The sequence below is a fragment of the Massilia sp. Masssp93 genome (assembly GCF_059491295.1).
Genome location: NZ_CP168502.1, coordinates 4,743,732 through 4,767,180 on the forward strand (window position 1 = coordinate 4,743,732; position 23,449 = coordinate 4,767,180).

The following is a 23,449-nucleotide window of genomic DNA, read 5'->3' on the forward strand; positions in this document are numbered from 1 at the left end:
GTTCACTGCGCCGCCGCCCTGTCGAACACACGCCCGCCATACGTCGCTACGGGCGTCCGCTGGTCGGCAAACATCGCCTCGATCTGCTCCGGCCACACAGGCGGGCTGAAATAATAGCCCTGGATCTCGTCGCACCCGTTCTCGCGTAAAAAGGCCACCTGCTCGGCCGTCTCGACACCTTCCGCCACCGCCTCCAGGTTCAGCGTATGCGCCAGCGCGATGATGGCGCGCGCGATCGCGGCATCGTTCGGGTCGGCCGTCACGTCGCTCACGAACGAACGGTCGATCTTGAGCACGTCGATGGGGAAGCGCTTGAGATAGCTGAGCGACGAATAGCCGGTGCCGAAGTCGTCGATCGACAGCGCCACGCCGAGCGCCTTCAGCGAGCGCAGCACGCTCGTCGCTTCGCTGGTGTCGCGCATCACCGTGCTTTCCGTGATCTCGATCTCCAGGCAGGCCGGCGGCAGGTTGCTGCGTTCCAGCGCGGCCCGGACCCGCTGGGCCAGGCCGGCCTGCTGGAACTGGCGCGCCGACAGGTTGACGGACACCTGCAGCGGCGGCAACCCTTGCGCGCGCCACGCGGCCGCGCGCGCGCAGGCCTCGTCCAGCACCCACATGTCGAGGTCGTCGATCAGGCCCGTCTCCTCGGCCAGCGGAATGAAGCGCGCCGGCGCCACGAGGCCGAGCACCGGATGGCGCCAGCGCACGAGGGCCTCCACGCCGAGCACGGCGCCGCTGGCCAGGTCGACGCGCGGCTGGTATTGCAGCGCGAACTGGTTGCGCTCGATGGCATGGCGCAGCAGCGCTTCCAGGTCGACCCGCTCGCGGATCGCCTGCGCCATCGCGTCCGTGTGGAAGCAGTGGCGCGCCGGACCGTCGGCGCGCGCGGCGGCCATCGCCACCTGCGCCATCTGCAGCAGTTCGTGCGCGCCGCAGCCCCCATCCGGCAGCAGTGCGATGCCGACGCTGGCGGCCAGGAACACGTGCTGCCCGCCGATCGGGAACGGTTCGCGCATGGCGTCCAGCAGCCGTCCGGCCAGCGCCGCGGCGGCCTCCGGGCCCGATTGCTTCTGCACGACGATGAATTCGTTGCCGCCCTGGCGCGCCAGCATGTCGCCGGCCGCCAGCAGGCCCGACAGGCGGACGACGCATTCGCGCAGCACGTCGTCGCCGCCGCCGTAGCCGTAGCCGCTGTTGATCTTGCGGAATTCGTGCAGGTCGAACACGAGCACGGCCAGGATACGGCCGTCCTGGCGCGCGCCGGCGATCGCCTCGTCGAGCGTCTCGAGGATGCGGTTGCGGTTCGGCAGGCCCGTCAGGGCGTCGTGGGTGAGCTGTTCGACCAGGGCCCGTTCGAGCCGGCGCCGCTCCGACACGTCGCGCACGATGGCCACCTGCTGGCCGCTCGGCATGCCGGCGCGGCGCACCTCGGCCGGGAAGGCGGCGCCGGCGCGGCTGCGGCAATCCACCTCGGCGTCGCCGGCGGCGGCCGGCACCAGGATGTCCAGCGGCAGGCCGGCGGCCGCCTCGCGCGCCACCCCGAACAGGTTTTCCGCGCGCGCATTCATCATCGTGATGCGCCCTTCCGCGCCGACCAGCAGGATGGCGTCCGGCGCGCATTCCATCAGGCTGCGGAAGCTGGCCTCGCTCTCGGCCAGCGAACGTTCCGAACGCTGCAGGCGCAGGTAGGGCGCCTGCACGGCGGCCACCCAGATCGCGCGGTGCAGGCACAGGTAGGCGATCACCTTGTACACGTGGCCAGCCATGTTCATGACGTCGTCCGGACGCGCGTACAGCGTGAAGCTGACGCCGCCCAGCGCCATCACGGCCGCCGTCGCGGCCAGGTAGCGGTCGGTGCGCAGGCGGGTGAGCAGCGCGCGCCGCAGCAGAAACAGCGCGGCGACGGCATTCAGGGCGATCAGCACGACTTCGACATCGATCTTGAACGGCGTCAGGCCCTGCCCCGGCACGAAGGTCGGCGGCAGCGCCAGCGGATTGTCCACGGCCACCCAGAAGCCGAGCGCGGCAATGCCCAGCGCCGCCGCCAGCGCCCAGCCGCGCACGCGGCGCCCGACGACCCGCTCGCGCGGGGCAAACGCGGCGATGAGCAGCGCGCACGCACTGACGGTGCGCGCCAGCAGCCAGAATTCGATGCCGCGTCCGACGCTGCCCGGCCCCGCCACGCCGGGCATGCCCTGCACCGACATCAGGTGGCCGAAGTCGAGCAGGCCGACCACCAGCGCGGTCGGCGACAGCAGCGCCACGCGGATCGGCATCTCGCGCCCGATGCCGTGCCAGCCCGTGGAAAACACGAGCATCGCCACGACCACCGAAAACACTTCCATTGCCGTGTGCGCCGTCAGGTACCAGCGCGGATCCCACGGCAGCAGCGCGCCATGGCCCAGCGCGAGCCAGGCCATGAAGACGGCCAGCAGCGCCGTGAGGACGGACAGCCGCACGGCGGACGGCATCCTGCGCGCGCGCCGCCTCATGCCGCCATGGCGGCGCCGGTGCCGGTCGTGCGAAGTCCGCTCATGCAGGAGGCGTGGCTGTCGTGCTCGATATTCATGTGATGAAGCGAATGGCGCCGTCGGCAATGCCGTGTCGGCGTGAATGGAAGAGATTCCCTATAGCAACTTATATATCCCGGGAATCAATATATGATAACAAGTTATTAAATATTGATCGAGCAATACTTAGGTTGCTCATCGAAATGTTGCGTCAATGTAGCAACTTGACCATCATCACGAAGGTATCGCAACGACAAATATTGCGTCATAGCAATACCAACGACCGGAAGCCGCGCTACAACGGGGGTTTGCACCGCCTCTGGAGGCACATATGAACGGTAACGCGCGCTGGACCGGCGGCATGCTCGCCGCCCTGCTGCTGATGGCGGACTGCCAGGCGGCGGCGCCGGGCGGCATCGTCGTCGACGTCACGCCGGTCCGGCAAAGCCTGACGCACGGCGACGACGTCGTCGTGACGGTGACGCTCCGCAATACGTCGACCACGACGCTCTACGTGCCGACCTGGCAGACGCCGTTCGCCGGCGTGCAGGCGCCGCTGTTCGACGTCACGCGCGACGGCTTGCCCGTCACCTACCTCGGCATCCAGGCGAAGCGCCCGGCGCCGACGGCCGCCGATTTCGTCGCAATCAAGCCGGGCGCCGCGCGCCGCGTGCGCGTGGAACTGTCCGCGCTGTACCGCATGGACATCACGGGCGCGTACAGCGTGCGCTACCGTGCCGAGCGCCTGCAGGTGGCCAGCCGGCCGGACGCGTTGCGGCCGCAAGGCCGTGCCGAGGCGTCGCCGCAGGCGGCCGCCGTCTGGATCGATGGCCGCCTGCCGCGCGGGATGCCGGAACCGCCACCCGCGGTTGTTCCTGCCGGCAGCGGCCTCGCCTATTCACACTGTTCGAACGCGCAACAGGACGGCATCGCCGGCGCCGTCCAGGCCGGCCTGGCGATGGCGCAGGATGCCGACGCCTACCTGCAGGGCCAGGCGCTGGCGGTGCGCTACACGAGCTGGTTCGGCCCGGTGGACAATGCCCGCGCGACGACCGTCGCCCGCAACGTCGCGGCCATCCGCGACGCCTTCGCCACCCGTTTGACCACGGTCGACTGCGCGTGCAGCCAGCCGTGGTACGCCTATGTCTATCCGAACGAGCCGTACACGATCCACGTCTGCAAGGCCTTCTGGACGGCGCCGCTGACGGGCACCGATTCCAGGGGCGGCACGCTGGTGCACGAGATGAGCCATTTCACCGTCGTGGCCGGAACCGGCGACTGGGTGTATGGCCAGGCCGCGGCGGCCGCGCTGGCGGGCAGCAATCCCGACCGTGCCATCGACAACGCCGATTCGCACGAATACTTCAGCGAAAACAATCCCTACCGGACCGTGCGGCGCAATTAAGGCGCGACGTGGCGGAACATCACGGGCTCGGTGACGAGCGGCGTCGTGGCGTCGGGCTGGTGGATGTCGGCCAGCGCCAGGCCGGCGTAGCGCAGCTCGTAGGTGTGGTCGCCCGGACGGAAGGCGTAGTCGGCCGTGATGTCGATGGTGTGCGTGTGGGCGGAGTGCGGCGGCAGTTCGAACCAACCGGATGCCCCCTGCGCGGCGCCGGCGCCGACATAGGCGACGACCGCGCCGCCCGGATGCGCGCGCACGTCGAACAGGCGGCCGGCGGACCGCACGTCGGCATCCAGCGCGCGCGGCAGCCACACCCGGCGCTCGCCGCGGTTCTCCGCCCTGAAGGTGATCCATACCTTGTCATGCCTCGCGTCGACGCTCAGGCTCGCATGCAAATTCATCCGGTCTCCTCGTTCGTTCGACATTGCTGTCGGGCGGGAACGATTGTACCGCGCGGGCGCGGCGTCAGGCGCCGGCGCCGGAGAGAATGGTGACGGCCACGCGCCGGTTGCGCGCCCGCCCGATGGGGTCGAGGTTCGATGCGATCGGCCGGTTGGCGCCGCGCCCCACGGCCGCCAGCCGTTCCTCGGCCACGCCGTTCGCCGCGAACAGGCGCACGACGGTGGTGGCGCGCACCGCGGACAATTCCCAGTTCGACGCGAACGCCGGGTTGCCGATCGGCGTATTGTCCGTGAAGCCTTCGACTTCGATCCCGTGCGGATCGTCCTTGAGCAGGTCGGCGACGGTGCGCAGGGTTTCCTGGGCCGGGGGCGTCAGCGCGGCGTCGCCTTCGTCGAACAGCACGCTGGCGTTGATCTCCAGCGTGACACCGCGCGCGGTCTGCGTCACGCGCACCTTGCCGCTGTTGACGAGGGGTTTCAGGATGCTGTCCAGTTTCTTCGCCAGCAGGTCGAGGCGTGCGCGGTCGCGCTTGGCCTCTTCCGCCCGTTTGTGGGCGACGATATTTGACAGCGGCAAAGCGTCGACCTCGACCATCGTATTCGTCCGGTTCGCGGCGCCGCGGCCGCCGAACGCATCGCCCAGCGCTTCCGACAACACCGTGTACTTGCCGATATTGACCACGGACACCGCATACATGACGACGAAGAACGCGAACAGCAGGGTGATGAAGTCGGCGTAGGAAATCAGCCAGCGCTCGTGGTTCTCGGTGTCCTGTTCGTACCGTTTGCGGCGCGCCATGGCAGCGAAGTCAGTGCTGCGCCAGCAGGCACGCCACGCGCTCTTCGATCACGCGCGTGTAGTCGCCGGTGGCGATGTCGTGGAAGACGTCGGTCAGGATTTCGTACTGGGCCACGCGCTCGGCGACGATGCCCTTGATCTTGTTGCCGACCGGGTAAAAGAACAGGTTCGCGAGGCCGACGCCGTACACGGTCGAGACGAACGCGACGGCGATACCGGCGCCAAGGCGCGACGGGTCGGACAGGTTTTCCATCACGTGGATCAGGCCCAGCACGGCGCCGAGGATGCCGACCGTCGGCGCATAGCCGGCCGCCGATTCCCAGATGCGCGCGGCCTGGCGTTCGCGGAATTCGTAGGTGTTGATTTCCGTGTCGAGCAGGCTGCGCAGCTTGTCCGGCTGGATGCCGTCGACGACGAGGCGCAGGCCCTTCTGGATGAACGGATCGGCCTTCGCGACGTACTGTTCGAGCGACAGCAGCCCGTCGCGCCGTGCCGACAGGCTCCACAGGTTGATCTCGCGTGCGAGCGCCTGGCGGCGGTCGGGCGGCGTGATGAACACCCAGCGCAGCATGCGCACGCCGCGCACGAACGCCTGCGATTTGGTCTGCAGCAGCACGGCGCCGAACGTGCCGACCACGACGATGGCGAACGCGGCCGGCTGGATCAGCGAGGAGAATTTGCCGCCGTCGAGCGTGTGCCCGATGAAGACCCCGGCGAGCGCCAGTGCGAGGCCGAGCAGGCTGGTCAGGTCCACGAACGCTCCCGCAGATAGGTACGCAGGCGCGCCACGGCCTGGGTGTGCAGCTGCGACACGCGCGATTCCGACACGCCCATCACGGCGCCGATTTCCTTGAGGTTGAGTTCTTCTTCGTAGTACAGGCCCATCAGCATCTTCTCGCGCGGCGGCAGCGCGTCGATGGCGTCGATGACGGTCTGGCGGAAGTCCGTGTCGAGCAGGCTCTTGAGCGGGTCGTCGTCGTCCACGGCATAGCGGTCGAGGAAACTGTCGCTGCCCTCTTCGTCATGGAAATCCTCGTAGTACACGAGCTGGTGGCCGCCGGAATCGCCCAGCAGGTCCTGATAATCGGCCAGCGACAGCTTGAGCGACTTCGCCACCTCGGATTCGCTGGGCGGACGGCCCAGCTGCTGCTGCAGCGTAGCCATGGCCTGCTCGACCTTGCGCATATTGGCGCGCGTGGAGCGCGGCATCCAGTCGCTGCTGCGCAGCTCGTCCAGCATGGCGCCGCGGATGCGCAGCACCGCATAGGTCTCGAACTGCGCGCCGTGGTTCTCCTCGTAGCGGTTGATCGCATCGAGCAGGCCGATCATGCCTGCCTGTACCAGGTCATCGACTTCGACGGACGGCGGGAGCTTGGCCTTCATCTGGTGGGCGAGACGCTTCACCAGCGGCATGTGCTCCGTCAGCAAGGAGTTCTTGTCCGCTTTCCCTTTGACCGTGTACATGGTTCCAGTAATTAATTATTCTTCGCCGCTCAGGCGGCCCGTCCCTGCTGCATGCCGGTGCGCGCGAAGCGCCCCGCCAGGCGGCGGAAAGCCACCGAAGCGCCGGCCAGCGGGAATGCGTCGACCACGGCGCGCCCGAGGCGCGCGGCGCGGTGCAGGTACTCGTCCGCCGGCACGGAGCCCATGGAGCTCAGCGTTACCGCCAAGTAACGAGTTGCCGCAGATGACATATTATCGTATACCACCTTCGCCTCGGCTTCGGTAGCGCCGGTGACAAGAATACCGAACGGACGGCGGCCGAGCTGCTGCGACAGCCGCTTGATCAGCGCATACGCGTTCGTGATCGACGCGGCGCTCGTCGACACCTGCACGACGATCTCGGAGGTGGCCATGATCGGCACGGGGAACATGCCGTCTTCGGAAAGCTCGCCGTCGACCATGATGATGCTGCCGGACGATTGCTGGACGAGGACGTCGAAGGTTTTGGCGAGGCGCCGCATCTCGTCAGCCGCACCTCCCGTCGCTCCCGCGAAGGCGGGAGCCCAATCTTGCTGGCGTACCCGGCTGTTCGAAGACACCTGGGTCACCGCCTGCGCGGTGACGACGTTTTTATACGCCATCTGGACTACCGAAAACCCCTGCGGCACCGCATGGATCACCTGGTTCAGCGCGCATTCCTGGCGTGCCACGTGCAGCAGGCTGGGGCCGCGGTCGACGCCGAGGCGCTGGGCCACGCCGTAGTCGCGCGTGCAGGCGTCCACGATCATCACGTCGTTGCCGGACTGGGCCAGCGAGGCGCCCAGGTTGACGAGCATGGCGCCCTTGTCGTCCTCGGGCGTGGCGGAAAGAAAGGTCACGATGCGCGGCTTGGGGCCCGCCAGCATCCGGCGCAGGCCCTCCGCCTGGTCGAAGTCGAAACTAGCCAACGTACACCTCGCGCAGCGAACGGTCGTTGTTCAGGTTGCCGAGGCCGGCCATCATCAGCGGCAGGTCGGCGTCAAGCAATTGCGCGGCGGCGTCGCGCTTGTTGCGGAAGGCGCGGTCGACGAGCATCGCGCGGTCGGCCAGGTGCAGGTCTTCCGGCACGCGCTGGCCGGTGGAGATGTAATACAGGTTCAGCTTCTGGCGCACGAGCACGTCCAGCACGTTGCCGATCGACGCGGCCTCGTCCAGCTTGGTCATGATGCAGCCGGCCAGGCCGGTGCCCTGGTAGGCGCGCACGACTTCGTTGAGGGTCTCGTTGGTCGACGTCGCGTTCAGGCACAGCAGGCGCTTCACGTCGGCGCCGGACTCCGTCAGCATGGCGACCTGTTCGGTGACCATCTGGTCGCGCTGCGACATGCCGATCGTGTCGATCAGCACGGTGTGCTTGTTGCGCAGTTCCTTGAGGGCGATGCGCAGGTCGGCCTCGTCCTTCACCGAGTGCACCATCACGCCCAGGATCTTGCCGTAGATGCGCAGTTGTTCGTGGCCGCCGATACGGTAGGCGTCCGTCGTGATCAGCGCCAGCTTTTCCGGACCGTGGCGCATCACGCAGCGGGCCGCCAGCTTGGCGGTGGTGGTCGTCTTGCCGACGCCGGTCGGGCCGACCAGCGCGAACACGCCGCCGCGGTCGAGGATGGCATCCTCGTCGGCCATCGTCGTGATGTTGCGCGACAGGACAGTCTTGATCCAGCGCAGCGACTCGGCAGCATCCTTGCCGGCCGGCAGCTTGTCGATCAGGTAGCGCGACAGGCTCGCCGAAAAACCGGCGGCCAGCATCTCGCGCAGCACGGCGGCCTTCTGCGGCTCGCGCTGCTGGGTGCTGCCCCACGACAGTTCGGCCAGTTGCGTTTCCATCATGCCGCGCATGGCGCGGATTTCGTTCATCATGCCGCTCATTTCGGCGGCGGCGGACTCTTTCGCCTGGGCGATCGCGGCCGACATCATCGCGGTCATCGCAGCCATGTCGAAGGCTGGCGTTTCCGGTTGCGGGGCGCGGCGGTTGGCATACGTCGGCGGCACGGCAGGCGCGGCCGGCTCGTCCAGGTCGTACAGGGAATTCAGCGATTGGCGCGGGGCCGGGGCTTCCTGGAAGGAACGGGCCTGCTGGGCTTCCTGGAAAGCGCGCGCGGGGCGTGCGGCCGGGCGCGGCGCCGGTGCCGGTGCGGGTTCGAAGTCATCGAACGAGGGTTCCTGCATGTGCAGGTTCGGACGCGGCGCCGCCATCTCGGATTCCGGCGCCGGCGAGGCCAGCGACGCGACGTCGTCGTTGTCGAGCGCCAGGATCTCGACCACGCCATCGACCGGGCGGTTCGACAGGATGACCGCGTCCGGCCCCAATGCCTCGCGCACTTTGCGCAGGGCTTCACGGGAAGTCGCCGCTGTAAATTTCTTCACGTTCATCGTTGTTCTCCGCTCTTCCTGGCTGTGGCTCAAGGTGGTTCGCTGTCCGGTCATGCGGGCACAATGGCCCATTCACGGAGAGGATTATTGACGATGCCAGGAGGAAACGATTGGAGGAAAAGGCGGGGGAAAATCCGCCTATTCAATCAAACTCAAAACGCCGGGACATTATTTCCGAAGAATAATTCTGGTCACAGCCCGCGATCGCTGCCATCCTGTCACATGAACGGCCGAGAATTGCGCGACTGGTTGTCATTTCGACATGATCAATGTAGCGAATTGTGCAAACAATGTAAGGAAACGCAAAATTTCTGAAGGCTCTGGTAATTTAAATAACGGCAAATCTATTCAATTGTAACGACCGGCGTCCACGCTCATGCTAGACTGTATTTAAAAAACGATGAGATGGTCGACATAGAAAGGCCAGCAGATGAAACTGAGACTACCGAAGCGTCATTCCGCTGCCAATATGGAAGCCTTGCTCGTGCATTTCTGCGCGTCGCTTGATCGTAGTCTTCCTACTTTGCGGACGTTTTTCATCGTGGCAGGTGTGATTGCGGCAGCAGCCCGCACAGGCATATGTTCCGACTTCCTGTTCGTCACCGGCCTCTTGCTTCAGTTCGCGATATGGTTCGAACACTGGTGGATGCAAAAACGGACCCGCTGAGGGTCCGTTTTTTTATATCCTGGCTCTGAAACGCTTCACCGCAACTTGGCGTTCGCGGTGACATCGGCACCCATCCTGGCCGCCTCGCCCGCAGTCCAACGTCCACGCACCAGACGTCCATACACTGCGACGTAGATCACTACCTGGGCCAGTACGGTCAGGATGCTCATCGCAATCGAGGTCCCCACCGCCACGCTCACCGCCACGCAAACAGCGACGACAGGAGGAATGATGCATGCTACCGCGGCATTGCGCTTCCAAGGATTGCTGGAATTTTTGTCAACATATCTGAACACGATCCGGCGATACACGAGGGTATGCAGGTGCAGCGCGTCCGGCGCGCCCGGGCTGACTTTCTGGATGAAGCGTCGACGATAAATGCTGAACAGCACTTCGATGACAGGATACGCACAGATGGACAGCACTTGCCATGCATTCACGCTGGCGTTACGTACCAGCAGCAGCACCGCCATTTCGGAGACCCAGAAACCGAGGAAATAAGCACCGCCGTCGCCCAGGAAGAGTTTACCGCGCGGATAGTTCAAAGCCATGAAGCCGAGCGTGGCGCCGATGCACAGTACGCCCAGATTCGCCACGAGGTTGTCGCCGCACCGCAGTGCAACCGCAGCCAGTCCGGCGGCCATGATGACGATCGTGCTGCTGGACAGGCCATTGAATCCGTCGATGATGTTGATCGCATTCGAACCGCCGGCCACGACGACGGCTGTCACGAGGAGCGCGAACGGCACGAAGGCGAGCAGCGCATCCACGCCCCAGAGGTCCAGGTCGCTCAGGGTCGCACCCAATAAAGCGCTGGCAGCCAGAGCACTCAACGCGGTTGCCGTCAAACGCATCCGTACCGACACCCGCTTCGTGAAGTCTTCGATCAGGCCGGCCACGAAGGCAGGCAGGCTCGCGACGAGCAACAGCAGCATGTCCGCGCTGATGGACGATGTTTGGCCCGTCTGGTAGAAGCTTCGAAATGCCATGCACCCCAGCAGAATGCCGGTGATGACACCCAGCCCTCCGATGCGAGGAACTGCCGTCGTATGCACTTTTTGCACACCATCCAGGTCATGGTCGTGCGACAGGCCGCCATGCCATTTTTGCGACAGGACGATGAGCATACTGACCAAGAGACTTGCAGCGAAAGCGATCAACGCGAGCTGAAAGAACTGAATTTCCGACATTGTCCTGTTTCCCTCACGCGCGTACGTACGATCCCGGCGCGTGTTTGCAGATGGATAAAGATGTGTTACCGATTCGGCGCCCAGAAATGATGAGCAGAGCACTGTTCGATCACGGCGAATGCGCTGATTTTTCGAACGCATGATGTTATCACGAATCAATATTACAAATTGACTTTTAACATACAGTGCGTCGATCCGTTGCGGCGCAACAACCGGTAACATGTATCGCAAGACTGCCTGGTGCGTTTGGCAGGGAAATATCCGTTTTTCGTACATTTCCCGGCGCAACAACGCCGCAGGCGCTCTCGGGTCATCATTGCGCTCGACCTCAGAAGAACGGCACGACTTGCGTCGACCGATCAGTGGGGTGTAACCGACTCTGCAACAAACGGAGACTCTTTGGACATTTGTCTTGGGGTAAACTCATGAGTTTTAGCAAGATGAGCCTGCGTCGATAAATCTTCACCAGCAGGGTCCTCGCTGCCGTGCCCGGGGCGGTCGCTAGCGGCCGGACAAATCGACCTTGCCAAACAGAGTCATCCCATATTTAGAGAAAGCCAACGCATGAAAATTTACCCAGTCATCCTCTCCGGCGGTGCCGGTACCCGCCTGTGGCCGCTGTCGCGGGCAGTCATGCCCAAGCAGCTGCTGCCGCTGGTGACGGACAAGACGATGCTGCAGGAAACCGCGCTGCGGGTCCGCGGCTGGCCGGGGTTGATGGCGCCGCTGGTGGTGTGCGGCAACGAGCACCGCTTCCTCGTGGCCGAGCAGATGCGCGACATCGGCATCACGCCGCACGGCATCCTGCTCGAGCCGGCGGGGCGCAACACGGCCCCGGCCGTGGCCGCCGCCGCGCAATACCTGCACGCGCAGGACCCGGAGGCCGTGATGCTCGTGCTGCCGGCCGACCACGTGATCGAAAAGAACGACGCATTCCGTATCGCGGTCGAGCGCGCCGCGGCCCAGGTCGGGCAGGGCGCACTGGCCACGTTCGGCATCGTGCCGAGCGGTCCGGAAACGGGCTACGGCTACATCCGCCGCGGCGAGCCGCTGCCGGGCTGCGACGATTGCTACAAGATCGAGCGCTTCGTCGAAAAGCCCGACCGCAACACGGCCGAAGGCTTCGTCGCCGACGGCGGCTTCTACTGGAACAGCGGCATGTTCATGTTCCGCGCCGACCGCTTCCTGGCCGAGATCGAGAAGCACGCGCCGACGATCGCCGAGGCCACCGGTGCCGCCGTGCAGGCCGCGTACAGCGACCTCGACTTCTGCCGCCTGAACGAAGCGGCGTTCGCGGCCAGCCCGTCCGATTCGATCGACTACGCGGTGATGGAACACACGCGCGACGGCATCGTCGTCGCGGCCGACATCGGCTGGAGCGACGTCGGCTCGTGGTCCGCGCTGGCCGACGTGCAGCCCAAGGATGCCGACGGCAACGTGGCGCGCGGCGACGTCTACCTCGACAGCACGACCAACACGCTGGTGCGCGCCGAAAGCCGCATCGTGGCCGTCGTGGGCGTGAAGGACCTCGTCGTCGTGGAAACGAACGATGCCGTGCTCGTGGCGCACAAGGACATGGTCCAGCGCGTCAAGAACGTCGTCGACCACCTCAAGGGCAATGCGCGCACGGAGCACCTAGTCCACACCAAGGTGTACCGTCCGTGGGGCTATTACGAAGGCATCGACGCGGGCGAGCGCTTCCAGGTCAAGCGCATCTGCGTCAAGCCGGGCGAAAAGCTGTCGCTGCAGATGCACCACCACCGCGCCGAACACTGGATCGTCGTGTCGGGCACGGCGCGCGTCACGTGCGGCGACCAGGTGACGCTGCTGGCCGAGAACGAGTCCACGTACATCCCGATCGGCATGACGCACCGCCTGGAAAATCCGGGCAAGCTGCCGCTGCACCTGATCGAGGTGCAATCCGGCAGCTACCTCGGCGAGGACGATATCGTCCGCTTCGAGGATATCTACAAGCGCGCCTGAGCGCGCGGCCCATTCGCAGGATCAGGCCGCACCAACGAGGCTCGTCACCCGGATCGTCTTCGATTCCGGAATCTCGGAATGCGACAACACCTTCAACTGCGGCAACGCCCGGCGCAGGAAGCGCGACAGCAAGGTGCGCAGCGGCCCCGGCACGAGCAGCACGGGAGTCAGCCCCATCGCTTCCTGCTGCTGTGCCGCGTTGGCGGCCTGCTGGACGATGGTGTCGGCCAGGCCGGGCTCGATGCCCGTGCCGTCGCCGCCGGCGTTCAGGGCCTGCACCAGCAGGCGTTCGAGACGGTTGTCCAGGGTCATCACGGACAGCTCGTTGGTGCCCGGGAACAATTGCTGCACGATCGCACGGCCCAGTGCGACGCGCACCAGCGACGTCAGGTCGTTCGGATCATTGGTCGCGCCGCCATGCTCGGACAGCGTCTCGATGATCGTGCGCATGTCGCGGATGTGCACGCCTTCCTGCAGCAGGTTCTGCAACACTTTCTGCAGGGTCGACAGGGACACGACCTTGGGCACCAGGTCCTCGACCAGCTTGGGCGCGTCCTTGGCCAGGTGATCGAGCAGCGCCTGCACTTCCATCCGGCCCAGCAGTTCCGACGCATGCGTCGTGATCAGGTGGTTCAGGTGGGTGGCGATGACGGTGCCGGCGTCGACGACGGTATAGCCCATGCTCTGCGCATCGTCCTTGAGACCGGCGTCGATCCAGATGGCCGGCAGGCCGAACGCGGGATCGGTCGTCACGAGGCCCGGCAGCGTGCCGCTCGCCATGCCCGGGTTGATCGCCAGGTACTGGCCGTTCATCGCCTCGCCGCTGCCCACTTCCACGCCCTTGAGGGTGATGCGGTAGGCCGACGGCTTCAGCTCCAGGTTGTCGCGGATGTGCACGGGCGGCGCCAGGAAGCCGACTTCCTGTGCGAATTTCTTGCGGATGCCCTTGATGCGCTTCAGCAGTTCGCCATTCTGCCCCTTGTCGACGAGCGGGATCAGGCGGTAGCCCACTTCCAGCCCGAGGGTATCGACCGGCAGGACGTCCTGCCAGCTCGCTTCTTCCTGCTCGGCCGGCGTGGTAGCGGCCCCGGCGCCGCCCGGCGTACCCGCCGGCCCCGCGCCACCGGGTGCGCCCTGCAATTCTTCCGGGGGCATGTTTTTACGACGCTTTTCGAGCAGGTAGGCGCCGCCGAACAGCGAGCTGCCCAGCAGCAGGAACACGAGGTTCGGCATGCCCGGGATCAGGCCCATGCCGCCCAGGATGCCGCCCGTGATGTACAGCACTTCCGGTTTCGCGAACAGCTGGCTGACGACCTGGCTGCCGACATCCTTGTCGCTGGCCACGCGCGAGACGACCATACCGGCCGCGATCGAGATGATCAGCGACGGGATCTGCGCGACGAGGCCGTCACCGATGGCCAGCAGCGTGTAGTTCTTGATGGCGTCCGCAAACCCCATGTCGTGCTGGACCATGCCCACGATCAGGCCGCCGACGACGTTGATCACGGTGACCAGGATGCCGGCCACCGCGTCGCCGCGCACGTATTTCGACGCACCGTCCATCGCGCCGTAGAACTCGGCTTCCTGCGCCACTTCGGAACGGCGGGCCTTGGCGTCCTGTTCGCCGATCAGGCCGGCGTTCAGGTCGGCGTCGATCGCCATCTGCTTGCCCGGCATCGCGTCCAGGGCGAAGCGCGCCCCCACCTCGGCAATACGACCCGCGCCCTTGGTGACGACGGTGAAGTTGATGATGGTGAGAATGATGAAGACGACGAGACCGACCGTGTAGTTGCCGCCGATCAGGAAGTGGCCAAACGCTTCGATCACCTTGCCCGCCGCGGCGCCGCCCGTATGGCCCTCGGTCAGCACGACGCGGGTCGACGCCACGTTCAGCGACAGGCGCAGCATCGTGGTCACCAGCAGCACGGCCGGGAAGGCCATGAAATCGAGCGGCTTGATCGTGTACAGCGCGGTCAGCAGCACGATCACGGACATCGCGATGTTGAAGCTGAAGAACAGGTCGAGCGCGAATGCCGGCAACGGCAGGATCATCATTGCCAGCAGCAGGATGATCAGGATCGGCGCGGCCAGCGCGTTGCCGCGGGAACCGATCTTCTTCAGCCAGGCCGGCAGTTTGAAACCGTTCATTGATGCTCCGTCATTCAGTGTCGATGCGTAGGCGCGGCAAGCCGGCCGGGATACGACATTATTGCTGATGCCTGACGGAAACTATGCAGCAAGTAGACGGGAAAAACCCGCGTATTTCGTGGGGTGGGCGCACGCGCCCACGCGAATATCTGCAATATGCTGGCATTGCGATCAATGCGGCTTGCCGGCTTTTTGCGACGCCGGGTTGAACGGGTCCATCTCGGGCGGCACCGGCAGCCTGGTCGGACGGTCCGGATACTGGTCGAGGGTACCCTTGGTGTAGGCACGCAGCTGGTAGACATAGGCCAGCACTTCGGCCACGGCCGAGTACAGCGCTTCCGGGATCTCGTCGTCGATATCGGTGTGCTTGTACAACGCACGCGCCAGCGCCGGGGCTTCCAGCATGGCGACCTTGTTTTCCTTGGCGATCTCGCGGATCCGGGCCGCGACTTCGTCGGTACCCTTGGCGACGACGCGCGGCGCGCCCCGCTGCCCTTCCCCATACTTCAGCGCGACGGCGAAGTGGGTCGGGTTGGTGACGACGACGTCGGCGGTCGGGACGTTGGCCATCATGCGTTTCTGCGCCATCTGGCGCTGCAACTGGCGGATCTTGCCCTTGATCTGGGGATTGCCGTCCGATTCCTTCGATTCCTGGATGACTTCCTGGCGCGTCATCTTGAGCTTGTCGGCGTAATGCCACATCTGGTACGGGCCGTCGAGGATGGCGATGGCGCCCAGAGCGCCGACCATCGTCAAGAACGCCTTGGCGAGCAGGCCGCCCAGGTGAGGCGCGGCCGTGCCGAACGGTTCGGTGACGAGGCCGATCACCGCATCCTTCTGGCTCAGCACGACGAACCACGCCACCGCGCCGACCAGGAAGGTCTTGGCGACGGCCTTCAGCAGCTCGACGAGGGCATGCGTCGACACCATATTGCCCAGGCCGCGCATCGGATTGAGCTTGCCGAAATTCGGCGTAAACGCCTTGGCGCTGAAGTTCCAGCCGCCGATCAGCATGGGCGACGCCAGCATCATCAGCATGACGGCGCCCGCCAGCGGCAGGCAGGCCAGCAGCACGCCGCCGACGTCCGCCGCGATGCGCTCGATGAGGACGTTGGGGTTGTAGATCTGCTCGCGGTCGAGCGACAGCCCGCGCTGCAGCACGGTCGACAGCGTGTTGACGATACCGCCGCCCAGCATCCACAGCCCGGCGCCCGCCGTCATCAGCACGGTGAACGTGGCCACTTCGCGCGAGCGGGGAATGTCGCCGTCTTCGCGCGCCTGCCTCAGCCGTTTCTCTGACGCTGGTTCGGTCCGTTCTGCGTCGCTGTCTTCTGCCATTCCTGCGCTCCGGTGTCCGCCGTCCTGACGACGGCTAGATTGTTCAGGCTGGCATTATTCCAGATGTTGCCGCGCGGCCAGGAAAGAAGAAGGAGGGGAAACAGGCTGCATATCACTTCCTGACGCATTCTCTCGACGCGATGCATATGTGAACACGCAACAAAAACCGGTAAAATTGGTAGGAATGTCGTGCGCTATCTGTCAAAATTGCAAATTGCTTATGTCGAAAAAAGATCACATTTTAGGCTGAGCTGAGTTTAAGTCGGCATTTGATGAATCAGAGCAATGTTTAATTGCTATATAATTGGCTAGGAACATTGCGCTGTGCAGGTGCCCCGTTAATTGAACAAAGGATACGAAATGAAGAAACTCCTCGTCACGACCGCTATTCTGAGCATGCTGTCGGCTCAGGCATTCGCCCAGGAAACCGGCGCCACCGCAGGCCAAACCGCAGGCACCGCGACTAGCACCGGCACCGCCACTGGCACGGCCACTGGCACCGCCGCAGGCACCGCGGGCACCGCCGCTGCAGGTACCGGCTTCGCCGCTACTACCGCAATCGCCGGTCTGTCGGTCGGCACCGTGGTAGCGATCGGCGCAGCAGTTGCCGCCGTGGCTGTCGCCTCGTCGGACAACGGTTCGACCACGAACCACTCGACCACGACCCACCACTGATCGCAACAGGGGCGCTTGCGCGTTCCGTTGCAGCCAGTTGCAAAGAAAACGGCCGCATTCGCGGCCGTTTTCTTTACCGTTGCGGCGACGCGATGCGCCGCAAGACGATCAGTCGAACACCTCGGCCTGCACCAGCAGCTTGCCGCCCTGGTCCTTGGCCGCCAACTGCGGCTCGAAATCGATGGGCCAGTCGATACCGATGGCCGGATCGTTCCAGAACAAGCTGCGCTCGTGCTCGGGATACCAGTAATCGGTGGTCTTGTAAAGAAACTCGGCCGATTCACTCAACACGACAAAACCATGGGCGAAACCCGGGGGTACCCACAGTTGCAGGTGATTATCGGCGCTCAGCACCGTACCAGCCCAACGGCCGAAGGTCGGTGAGGACTTGCGCAGGTCGACCGCCACATCGAACACGCTGCCCTGCACCACCCGCACCAGCTTGCCTTGCGCATGCTGGATCTGGTAGTGCAGCCCGCGCAGCACGCCCTTGGCCGACTTGCTGTGATTGTCCTGCACGAACTGGGCGTCGACGCCGGTGGCCTGCGCGAAATCGCGCGCATTGAAGCTTTCGTAAAAGAAGCCGCGTGCGTCGCCAAAGACTTTCGGCGCCAGTATCAACACATCGGGGATTGCGGTCGGGGTAACGGTAAAAGGCATGCTCGAATTATTTCAATAGGTTTAATAGATAGGTGCCATAACCATTCTTGGCCAGCGGGGTGGCGAGCGTCTGCAATTCGGCGGCGCCGATCCAGCCCTGGCGATACGCGATCTCTTCCGGGCACGCCACCTGCAATCCCTGCCGTTTCTGCAGTGTCGCGATGAAGCTCGCTGCCTCGAGCAGGCTGTCGTGCGTGCCGGTGTCGAGCCAGGCGAAGCCGCGGCCCATGATCTCGACGTTCAGCTTGCCGCGTTCGAGATAGCAGCGGTTGACGTCCGTGATCTCCAGTTCGCCGCGTGCCGACGGCTTGATGTCGGCCGCCACATTGCAGACGTCGTTGTCGTAGAAATACAGCCCGGTCACTGCGTACGACGATTTGGGCGCTTTTGGCTTTTCTTCGATGCTCAGTGCGCGTTGATTCGCATCGAACTCGACGACGCCATAGCGTTCCGGATCGTGCACGTGGTAGGCGAAGACGGTGGCGCTGTCCGTGCGCTCGTTGGCGCTGTGCAGTTGCCGGACCAGGTCATGGCCGTAAAAAATATTGTCGCCCAGGACGAGCGCACTCGGATCGTTCCCGACGAAATCCTTGCCGATGATGAAGGCCTGGGCCAGGCCATCGGGCGAGGGCTGGACGGCATACTGGATGTTCATGCCCCAGCGGCTGCCGTCGCCAAGCAACTCGGCAAAGCGGGGGGTGTCCTGCGGCGTGCTGATGATGAGCACGTCGCGGATGCCGCTCAGCATCAGCGTGCTGAGCGGATAGTAGATCATCGGCTTGTCGTACACCGGCATCAACTGCTTGCTGACGGCCTGGGTGACAGGGTACAACCGGGTTCCCGAGCCGCCGGCGAGGATGATGCCTTTGCGATTGTTTGCCATGGCTGTCTCTTAGAAAATTTGCTGGAGCACGTGGCGCACGCCGTCCTGCCAGGGCGGCAGGCGCAGCCCGAACGCCGTGCGGAAGCGGGCCGTGTCGAGCCGCGAATTGAGGGGCCGCTTGGCAGGGGTCGGATACTGCTCGGTGGCAAGCGGCGCGACCGCATCGACGGTCGCCTTCAGGGCCTTGCCGGCCGCCAGCGCTTCGCCGATCACGAATTGCGCATAGCCGTGCCAGCTCGTCTCGCCGCCGGCCGCCACGTGGTACGTACCGTAGGGGAAGCCGGGGCCGCCCGCGCGCGCATGCTCACGCACGAGGTGGGCGCTGACGTCGGCCAGCAGCGCGGCCGGGGTCGGCGCGCCGAACTGGTCCGCGACGACCGTGAGCTTCTCGCGTTCACCGGCCAGGCGCAGCATCGTCTTGGCAAAATTGCCGCCGTGCGCACCCACGACCCAGCTCGTGCGCAGGATCAGGTGGCGTGGATTGGCGGCCGCCAGGCCCTGCTCGCCTTCGAGCTTGGTACGGCCGTAGACGCTCTGCGGCGCCGGTGCGTCGCTTTCCGTGTAGGCGCCCTGCTTCGTGCCGTCGAACACGTAGTCGGTCGAATAATGGATCACGAGCGCGCCGAGCTTCGCGCCCTCCTCGCCCAGGATGGCGGGAGCGACGGCGTTGACGGCACGGGCCGTCGCTTCGTCGGACTCGGCCTTGTCGACGGCCGTGTAGGCCGCCGGGTTGACGATCACGTCCGGCGCCACGCGGCGCACGAGTGCGCGCAGCGCGTCGGCGTCCGCCAGGTTGCAATCCTGCGTGCCGACGGCGACGACCTCGCCGAGCGGCGCCAGCGCGCGCTGCAGTTCGAAGCCGAGCTGGCCGTTCTTGCCGGTCAGGAGAATCTTCATTCAGGCTCCGTATTGTTGGCCGACCCAGGCGCGGTAGCTGCCGCTCGTCACGTGCTGGACCCATTCCTGGTTGTCGAGATACCACTGCACCGTCTTGCGGATGCCCGTCTCGAAGGTCTCGGCCGGCTTCCAGCCCAATTCACGCTCGAGCTTGCTTGCGTCGATCGCATAGCGGCGGTCATGGCCGGGACGATCCGTCACGAACGTGATCTGGGTCGCGTACGACTGGCCGTCCGCACGCGGGCTCAATTCGTCGAGGATCGCGCACAGGGTGCGCACGACGTCGAGGTTCGCCTTCTCGTTCCAGCCGCCGACGTTGTAGACCTCGCCCAACTGGCCCGCCTCGAGCACGCGGCGGATGGCCGAGCAATGGTCTTTCACGTACAGCCAGTCGCGGATCTGCTGGCCATCGCCATAGATCGGCAGCGGCTTGCCTGCCAGCGCATTGTGGATGCACAGCGGGATCAGCTTTTCCGGGAAGTGATACGGACCATAGTTGTTGGAGCAATTGGTGGTAAGCACCGGCAAACCGTACGTGTGATGGTAGGCGCGCACGAGGTGGTCGCTGGCCGCCTTGCTGGCGGAATATGGGCTGTTCGGCTCGTAGCGGTTCGTTTCGCGGAAAGCGGGGTCGTCCTTGCCGAGGGAGCCGTAGACTTCGTCCGTGGACACGTGCAGGAAGCGGAACGCGGCCTTGCGATCGTCCGGCAGCGCACCCCAGTATTCGCGCACGGCTTCGAGCAGGTGGAAGGTGCCGACGATGTTCGTTTCGATGAATTCGCCCGGGCCGTGGATGCTGCGGTCCACATGGCTCTCGGCCGCAAAGTTCACGACGGCGCGCGGCTGGTGTTCACGCAGCAGGCGACGCACGAGATCGACGTCGCCGATATCGCCGTGCACGAAGACGTGCCGCGGATTGTCGCGCAGGCTCGCCAGGTTCTCGAGATTGCCGGCATAGGTCAGCTTGTCGAGGTTGATGACCGGCTCGTCGGCCAGGGCGCACCAGTCCAGCACGAAATTACTGCCGATAAAGCCGGCGCCGCCTGTCGTCAAAATCATCTATTCATTCTCCAGTTGACGGGTAACGCACGGACCGGCCGGACCGTGCCTGTCCGGCCGACCCGAGAATCCGGTGCGCACGATCCCTGATTTCAAATATTAATAAGTGCCGTACCAGGCCATGCCGACGGATTTCGCACCCGGCGTCACGGCAAAATTCGAACGTGTATCCGAGCGCTGTGCCTGCCACAGCCAGCCGCCGACCGCCATGCCGAGCACACCGCCGGCGACGACGTCCGATACCCAGTGCTGGCGGCCCGCCGTACGGCCCAGCGAACCGGCTGCGGCCAGTCCGTACAGCCATGGTGCGTCGTATTCCTGGGCGAACGGCGTGACTGCCGCAAACGCCACGGTGGCGTGGTTGGACGGGAACGATGCATTCGAACGGTCCGTTGTCCTGCTCCATTGCCCCAGCCCTTCACTCGGCCGCGCCCGCCCGACGACATGCTTGGTCGCCATCGACAAAGCCGCGGCGCCTGCGATCGATTCCAGCGAGATGATACCAATGTTTTGCATGCGCGCATCGCCGAATGCAACGGCGCCGGCAGACGCGCCGGCCAGGACGATGGGCATCGCCTTGCCGATGTCGTTCCAGGACCGTGCGACGTTCGATCCCTCGTGCTTCTTCATGAAACGGTCGACCGGCTTGTCGAGCAAGGCACCGGCCAGGATCGCGCCGCCGCCGAGCACGGCGCCATTGGCCCATTGCGGCAGCGTCGGCGTCGTCTTGACGGACTGCTCGACGCGCATGCGAAACAGGGGCCACGGGTTCGGCATCGCGTCGACGGGCGGGTTCACGGCAGGCAGGTTCTGCTCGTCACGCCGCTCGGCAAAGTTGCCCAGCCCATCGTAGGTCGTCAAGTCGCGGCGCGGCTGTTCCATCAAATCGTACAGGTCGCCCGGGCTGGCCACCATCTGGCCGACGTCACGAGTCCAGGGCGACAGCGCGACGCTTGCGGTGCTCTGGCTATCCATCGGCAGCATGATGTTGAGTGGCACCGAAATGAACACGCCCTTGTCGTTGTATGGATTGGCCGGCGTGCCTGGGTTAGTGATGTCCTTGCCGTTGGTCTTCGCATACCATGCGCCGATCTCGACGCCGGATGGGAACCGGCGCTTGAACTCGAAACGCACGCCTTCATCCTTGGCCAGGAAACGCCCCGCCCGTGCGGTCGCTGTGACGCCGTACGGCAGTTTGTAATGCAGGGCGGCAAATCCAGTGACGGTCTGGTAGTCTCGTTTGTCGAACCAGCCCTTGAAGCCACGTTGCTGCACCACATCAGCCGTCAAGTCGGTCGCCCAACGGCTGTCGTTCGGCAGGTACAAGACCTGCCCGCCAAAGCCGCGGTACATTTCTTCATAAAAACCGCCCGACACGCGGGCGTACACACGCTCGGCCGGCATCATGTATTTGTTGATCAGCAGGCGGTTCAGCTTGAAGCGGCCGCCACGCTTGTAGTCTGCGATGTCCGTGCGTACATGCGGCAGCAAACTGTCCGACCGCTGCGTAACGGCCGAGACGTTTTCGAACGCCGTCAATTTGAGGTCGCTGTTCAGGTACAGTCCGTCCCCAAGGCGCCGATCGTAATTGATGGCGCCCCAAAGCTCGTAGCGAAGGGCGCCGCTCGGGTCGTTGAAGAAGAACGACACCTTGGGCTGCAGTTTGAAGCGGTTCGCTTCGCGGTCCTCAGACAGCACCTGGACCACGTCGCCGTCGCGGCCGACCCGCACTGCCAGCGTCTCGTCCTCGTCCTGCACAGAGGCGAGCAACCCACGCTGGTCGTCCTCGACCTTATCGGATGGCATCGCATAGCGTACGTCTACCGTCTTCAGGAAGGCCTCGCGGGTGATGAGGCCCGTCAGGTAATCGGTCAAGGACGGCAGATCGGCGAATACGTATGTCGCGATTGGCTGTTCGAGGCGCGTATAAGTGATCTGGATGCGACGTGTCCCCTCGGGTGCGAAAGCGAGTGCCGTGCGGGCCGCACGACCGACGGCACGGCCCATGTTCGCGATGCGGCTGTTGGTCAAGGTCAGCTTGAGTGTGGCCTCTTCGAACTCGACACGAACATTCTTGAAGTCCTGCTTGACGAGAGCCTGCACCAGTTCAGCGCCATGACTGCCGTGCTGTAGCCATTCCGCGGCCGAGACGCGCGCGGGAGCGTTTTTCGGCTCGAACGGCGCCGGCTCGTAGATCTTGGGGACGAATTCACGTTCGGAGAACGGAATAGTCACGTAGGCATTCGCACTGAAATGGTCGCGATTGCGCGCGATTTGAGCGCCGAGCCAGCCCCAGCGATACTCGACCCCGACGACCGGCCCGCTGGCGCGTTGTCCCGCATAAGTCTCCGCCGCGCGATAATCGTTCTTGTAATTGTTCGCATCGTACTCGGCAACAAAGGCCAAGCCGGGCGCACTGAGCGGCGCCCACCGCGCTCCCGCAAAAACGCCGCTAGGACGTCTGTTTCCAAAACCAACGCTGGCCTCGACATTCCGCGCGCTGCCGAACGTTTTCGACGCGACGACGTAATGTCCTTTGAAAAGCTCCGTACCCAGGAGATCGGTAGCACCAACAGCGACTGCCGGGCGCCAGGTCGATTCACTCAGCAGCTGCAATTTAGCATCGACGACCTTGTCTTTATAGCGGCCATATTTGCTGCCGTATGCGCCCTCGACATTTGAAAAACCCGGGATGCCCGTGATCGAAACGTAACGGGCGGTCATCTGAAGGAACGGCAGAGGCGTCGCCGTCAGCCAGAAGCTGCCATAAGGTTTGTCGTAGCTATAGCCGGTCGAGAACGTGCCATCGGCCTCGACCAAGGCACTCGGCATATTGACATATCCCGATTGCCCTTGAAGGGTCGGGGTCGCTCCGAAGGCATTGGCGGCTGACAGTGCGATAAGACCGCACCAGGAGTACTTGATAGAGTGACGGAGTTGGACTAGCAATCTGGACTGCCTGTGGCTTAAAGGTAAAGCATGTGGCAT

Annotated in this window: 19 protein-coding genes; 4 read left to right on the forward strand and 15 right to left on the reverse strand. The window is 64.6% G+C overall.

The window, feature by feature from the left end:
* Positions 1 to 2: 2 nt before the first annotated feature.
* Positions 3 to 2,459, reverse strand: coding sequence for a bifunctional diguanylate cyclase/phosphodiesterase (locus tag ACEN9Q_RS19575; RefSeq protein ID WP_495625715.1), 2,457 nt, complete (start codon positions 2,457 to 2,459; stop codon positions 3 to 5).
* A 382-nt stretch (positions 2,460 to 2,841) separates the two neighbouring features.
* Here ACEN9Q_RS19575 and ACEN9Q_RS19580 point away from each other — a divergent pair, with 382 nt between their 5' ends.
* The gene (locus ACEN9Q_RS19580; protein ID WP_495625716.1) at positions 2,842 to 3,915 is read left to right on the forward strand and encodes a M35 family metallo-endopeptidase; all 1,074 of its coding nucleotides are present in this window, start codon (positions 2,842 to 2,844) and stop codon (positions 3,913 to 3,915) included.
* On the opposite strand, the gene ACEN9Q_RS19585 is transcribed toward ACEN9Q_RS19580, so the two are convergent.
* From ACEN9Q_RS19585 to flhF, 6 genes are all read right to left on the reverse strand, one after another.
* Complete coding sequence (locus tag ACEN9Q_RS19585) at positions 3,912 to 4,313, reverse strand: hypothetical protein (protein ID WP_495625717.1); 402 nt, start codon at positions 4,311 to 4,313, stop codon at positions 3,912 to 3,914. The two genes, ACEN9Q_RS19580 and ACEN9Q_RS19585, sit on opposite strands and share 4 nt — an antisense overlap.
* 64 nt (positions 4,314 to 4,377) lie before the next feature.
* Positions 4,378 to 5,112 (reverse strand): flagellar motor protein MotD, encoded by a 735-nt coding sequence (motD, locus tag ACEN9Q_RS19590; RefSeq protein WP_495625718.1) that lies wholly within the window; start codon positions 5,110 to 5,112, stop codon positions 4,378 to 4,380.
* A gap of 10 nt (positions 5,113 to 5,122) precedes the next feature.
* Positions 5,123 to 5,866 (reverse strand): flagellar motor protein, encoded by a 744-nt coding sequence (locus ACEN9Q_RS19595; protein ID WP_056443608.1) that lies wholly within the window; start codon positions 5,864 to 5,866, stop codon positions 5,123 to 5,125.
* Entirely contained in the window at positions 5,857 to 6,576 is a 720-nt protein-coding gene (locus ACEN9Q_RS19600; protein ID WP_056443611.1) for an RNA polymerase sigma factor FliA, read from the reverse strand. The genes ACEN9Q_RS19595 and ACEN9Q_RS19600 overlap by 10 nt, the downstream gene beginning before the upstream one ends.
* Positions 6,577 to 6,605: 29 nt before the next feature.
* Positions 6,606 to 7,502, reverse strand: a complete 897-nt coding sequence (locus ACEN9Q_RS19605; protein ID WP_495625719.1) for a MinD/ParA family ATP-binding protein — start codon at positions 7,500 to 7,502, stop codon at positions 6,606 to 6,608.
* Positions 7,495 to 8,961, reverse strand: a complete 1,467-nt coding sequence (gene flhF / locus ACEN9Q_RS19610; protein ID WP_495625720.1) for a flagellar biosynthesis GTPase FlhF — start codon at positions 8,959 to 8,961, stop codon at positions 7,495 to 7,497. Before flhF ends, ACEN9Q_RS19605 begins: the two co-directional genes overlap by 8 nt.
* Before the next feature lie 430 nt (positions 8,962 to 9,391).
* Here flhF and ACEN9Q_RS19615 point away from each other — a divergent pair, with 430 nt between their 5' ends.
* Entirely contained in the window at positions 9,392 to 9,628 is a 237-nt protein-coding gene (locus tag ACEN9Q_RS19615) for a hypothetical protein (RefSeq protein ID WP_157201940.1), read from the forward strand.
* A 35-nt stretch (positions 9,629 to 9,663) separates the two neighbouring features.
* On the opposite strand, the gene ACEN9Q_RS19620 is transcribed toward ACEN9Q_RS19615, so the two are convergent.
* A complete protein-coding gene (locus tag ACEN9Q_RS19620) occupies positions 9,664 to 10,818 on the reverse strand; it encodes an MraY family glycosyltransferase (RefSeq protein WP_056443624.1) in 1,155 nt (384 codons plus the stop codon).
* Between the two features lie 564 nt (positions 10,819 to 11,382).
* Between ACEN9Q_RS19620 and ACEN9Q_RS19625 the strand changes: the two genes are divergently transcribed.
* Positions 11,383 to 12,801, forward strand: a complete 1,419-nt coding sequence (locus ACEN9Q_RS19625) for a mannose-1-phosphate guanylyltransferase/mannose-6-phosphate isomerase (RefSeq protein WP_495625721.1) — start codon at positions 11,383 to 11,385, stop codon at positions 12,799 to 12,801.
* Between the two features lie 21 nt (positions 12,802 to 12,822).
* Here ACEN9Q_RS19625 and flhA read toward each other — a convergent pair whose 3' ends face one another.
* Both flhA and flhB read right to left on the reverse strand, forming a co-directional pair.
* A complete protein-coding gene (gene flhA / locus ACEN9Q_RS19630) occupies positions 12,823 to 14,949 on the reverse strand; it encodes a flagellar biosynthesis protein FlhA (RefSeq protein WP_495625722.1) in 2,127 nt (708 codons plus the stop codon).
* A 171-nt stretch (positions 14,950 to 15,120) separates the two neighbouring features.
* Positions 15,121 to 16,287 (reverse strand): flagellar biosynthesis protein FlhB, encoded by a 1,167-nt coding sequence (flhB, locus tag ACEN9Q_RS19635; RefSeq protein WP_495625723.1) that lies wholly within the window; start codon positions 16,285 to 16,287, stop codon positions 15,121 to 15,123.
* Between the two features lie 360 nt (positions 16,288 to 16,647).
* On the opposite strand from flhB, the gene ACEN9Q_RS19640 reads away from it, so the two are divergent.
* The gene (locus ACEN9Q_RS19640; RefSeq protein ID WP_495625724.1) at positions 16,648 to 16,962 is read left to right on the forward strand and encodes a hypothetical protein; all 315 of its coding nucleotides are present in this window, start codon (positions 16,648 to 16,650) and stop codon (positions 16,960 to 16,962) included.
* Positions 16,963 to 17,070: 108 nt separating this feature from the next.
* Here the strand turns inward: ACEN9Q_RS19640 and rfbC are convergent, their stop codons facing one another.
* The 5 genes from rfbC to ACEN9Q_RS19665 form a co-directional block, all read right to left on the reverse strand.
* Entirely contained in the window at positions 17,071 to 17,622 is a 552-nt protein-coding gene (rfbC, locus tag ACEN9Q_RS19645) for a dTDP-4-dehydrorhamnose 3,5-epimerase (protein ID WP_495625725.1), read from the reverse strand.
* Between the two features lie 7 nt (positions 17,623 to 17,629).
* Positions 17,630 to 18,505, reverse strand: coding sequence for a glucose-1-phosphate thymidylyltransferase RfbA (rfbA, locus tag ACEN9Q_RS19650; protein ID WP_495625726.1), 876 nt, complete (start codon positions 18,503 to 18,505; stop codon positions 17,630 to 17,632).
* Between the two features lie 9 nt (positions 18,506 to 18,514).
* Positions 18,515 to 19,402: a dTDP-4-dehydrorhamnose reductase gene (rfbD, locus tag ACEN9Q_RS19655; protein ID WP_495625727.1), complete on the reverse strand. Its 888-nt coding sequence runs from the start codon at positions 19,400 to 19,402 to the stop codon at positions 18,515 to 18,517.
* Positions 19,403 to 20,461: a dTDP-glucose 4,6-dehydratase gene (gene rfbB / locus ACEN9Q_RS19660; protein WP_056443647.1), complete on the reverse strand. Its 1,059-nt coding sequence runs from the start codon at positions 20,459 to 20,461 to the stop codon at positions 19,403 to 19,405. It lies immediately after the preceding gene.
* Positions 20,462 to 20,560: 99 nt separating this feature from the next.
* Positions 20,561 to 23,410 (reverse strand): YjbH domain-containing protein, encoded by a 2,850-nt coding sequence (locus ACEN9Q_RS19665; RefSeq protein ID WP_495625728.1) that lies wholly within the window; start codon positions 23,408 to 23,410, stop codon positions 20,561 to 20,563.
* Positions 23,411 to 23,449: the final 39 nt, after the last annotated feature.

What these genes read in the sequence shown, in the direction of transcription:
- ACEN9Q_RS19580 (WP_495625716.1), top strand. Translation starts at nt 2,842, where the DNA reads ATGAACGGTAACGCGCGCTGGACCGGCGGCATGCTCGCCGCCCTGCTG.
- ACEN9Q_RS19585 (WP_495625717.1), bottom strand. Translation starts at nt 4,313, where the DNA reads ATGAATTTGCATGCGAGCCTGAGCGTCGACGCGAGGCATGACAAGGTA.
- motD (WP_495625718.1), bottom strand. Translation starts at nt 5,112, where the DNA reads ATGGCGCGCCGCAAACGGTACGAACAGGACACCGAGAACCACGAGCGC.
- ACEN9Q_RS19600 (WP_056443611.1), bottom strand. Translation starts at nt 6,576, where the DNA reads ATGTACACGGTCAAAGGGAAAGCGGACAAGAACTCCTTGCTGACGGAG.
- flhF (WP_495625720.1), bottom strand. Translation starts at nt 8,961, where the DNA reads ATGAACGTGAAGAAATTTACAGCGGCGACTTCCCGTGAAGCCCTGCGC.
- ACEN9Q_RS19615 (WP_157201940.1), top strand. Translation starts at nt 9,392, where the DNA reads ATGAAACTGAGACTACCGAAGCGTCATTCCGCTGCCAATATGGAAGCC.
- ACEN9Q_RS19620 (WP_056443624.1), bottom strand. Translation starts at nt 10,818, where the DNA reads ATGTCGGAAATTCAGTTCTTTCAGCTCGCGTTGATCGCTTTCGCTGCA.
- ACEN9Q_RS19625 (WP_495625721.1), top strand. Translation starts at nt 11,383, where the DNA reads ATGAAAATTTACCCAGTCATCCTCTCCGGCGGTGCCGGTACCCGCCTG.
- flhA (WP_495625722.1), bottom strand. Translation starts at nt 14,949, where the DNA reads ATGAACGGTTTCAAACTGCCGGCCTGGCTGAAGAAGATCGGTTCCCGC.
- flhB (WP_495625723.1), bottom strand. Translation starts at nt 16,287, where the DNA reads ATGGCAGAAGACAGCGACGCAGAACGGACCGAACCAGCGTCAGAGAAA.
- ACEN9Q_RS19640 (WP_495625724.1), top strand. Translation starts at nt 16,648, where the DNA reads ATGAAGAAACTCCTCGTCACGACCGCTATTCTGAGCATGCTGTCGGCT.
- rfbC (WP_495625725.1), bottom strand. Translation starts at nt 17,622, where the DNA reads ATGCCTTTTACCGTTACCCCGACCGCAATCCCCGATGTGTTGATACTG.
- rfbA (WP_495625726.1), bottom strand. Translation starts at nt 18,505, where the DNA reads ATGGCAAACAATCGCAAAGGCATCATCCTCGCCGGCGGCTCGGGAACC.
- rfbD (WP_495625727.1), bottom strand. Translation starts at nt 19,402, where the DNA reads ATGAAGATTCTCCTGACCGGCAAGAACGGCCAGCTCGGCTTCGAACTG.
- rfbB (WP_056443647.1), bottom strand. Translation starts at nt 20,461, where the DNA reads ATGATTTTGACGACAGGCGGCGCCGGCTTTATCGGCAGTAATTTCGTG.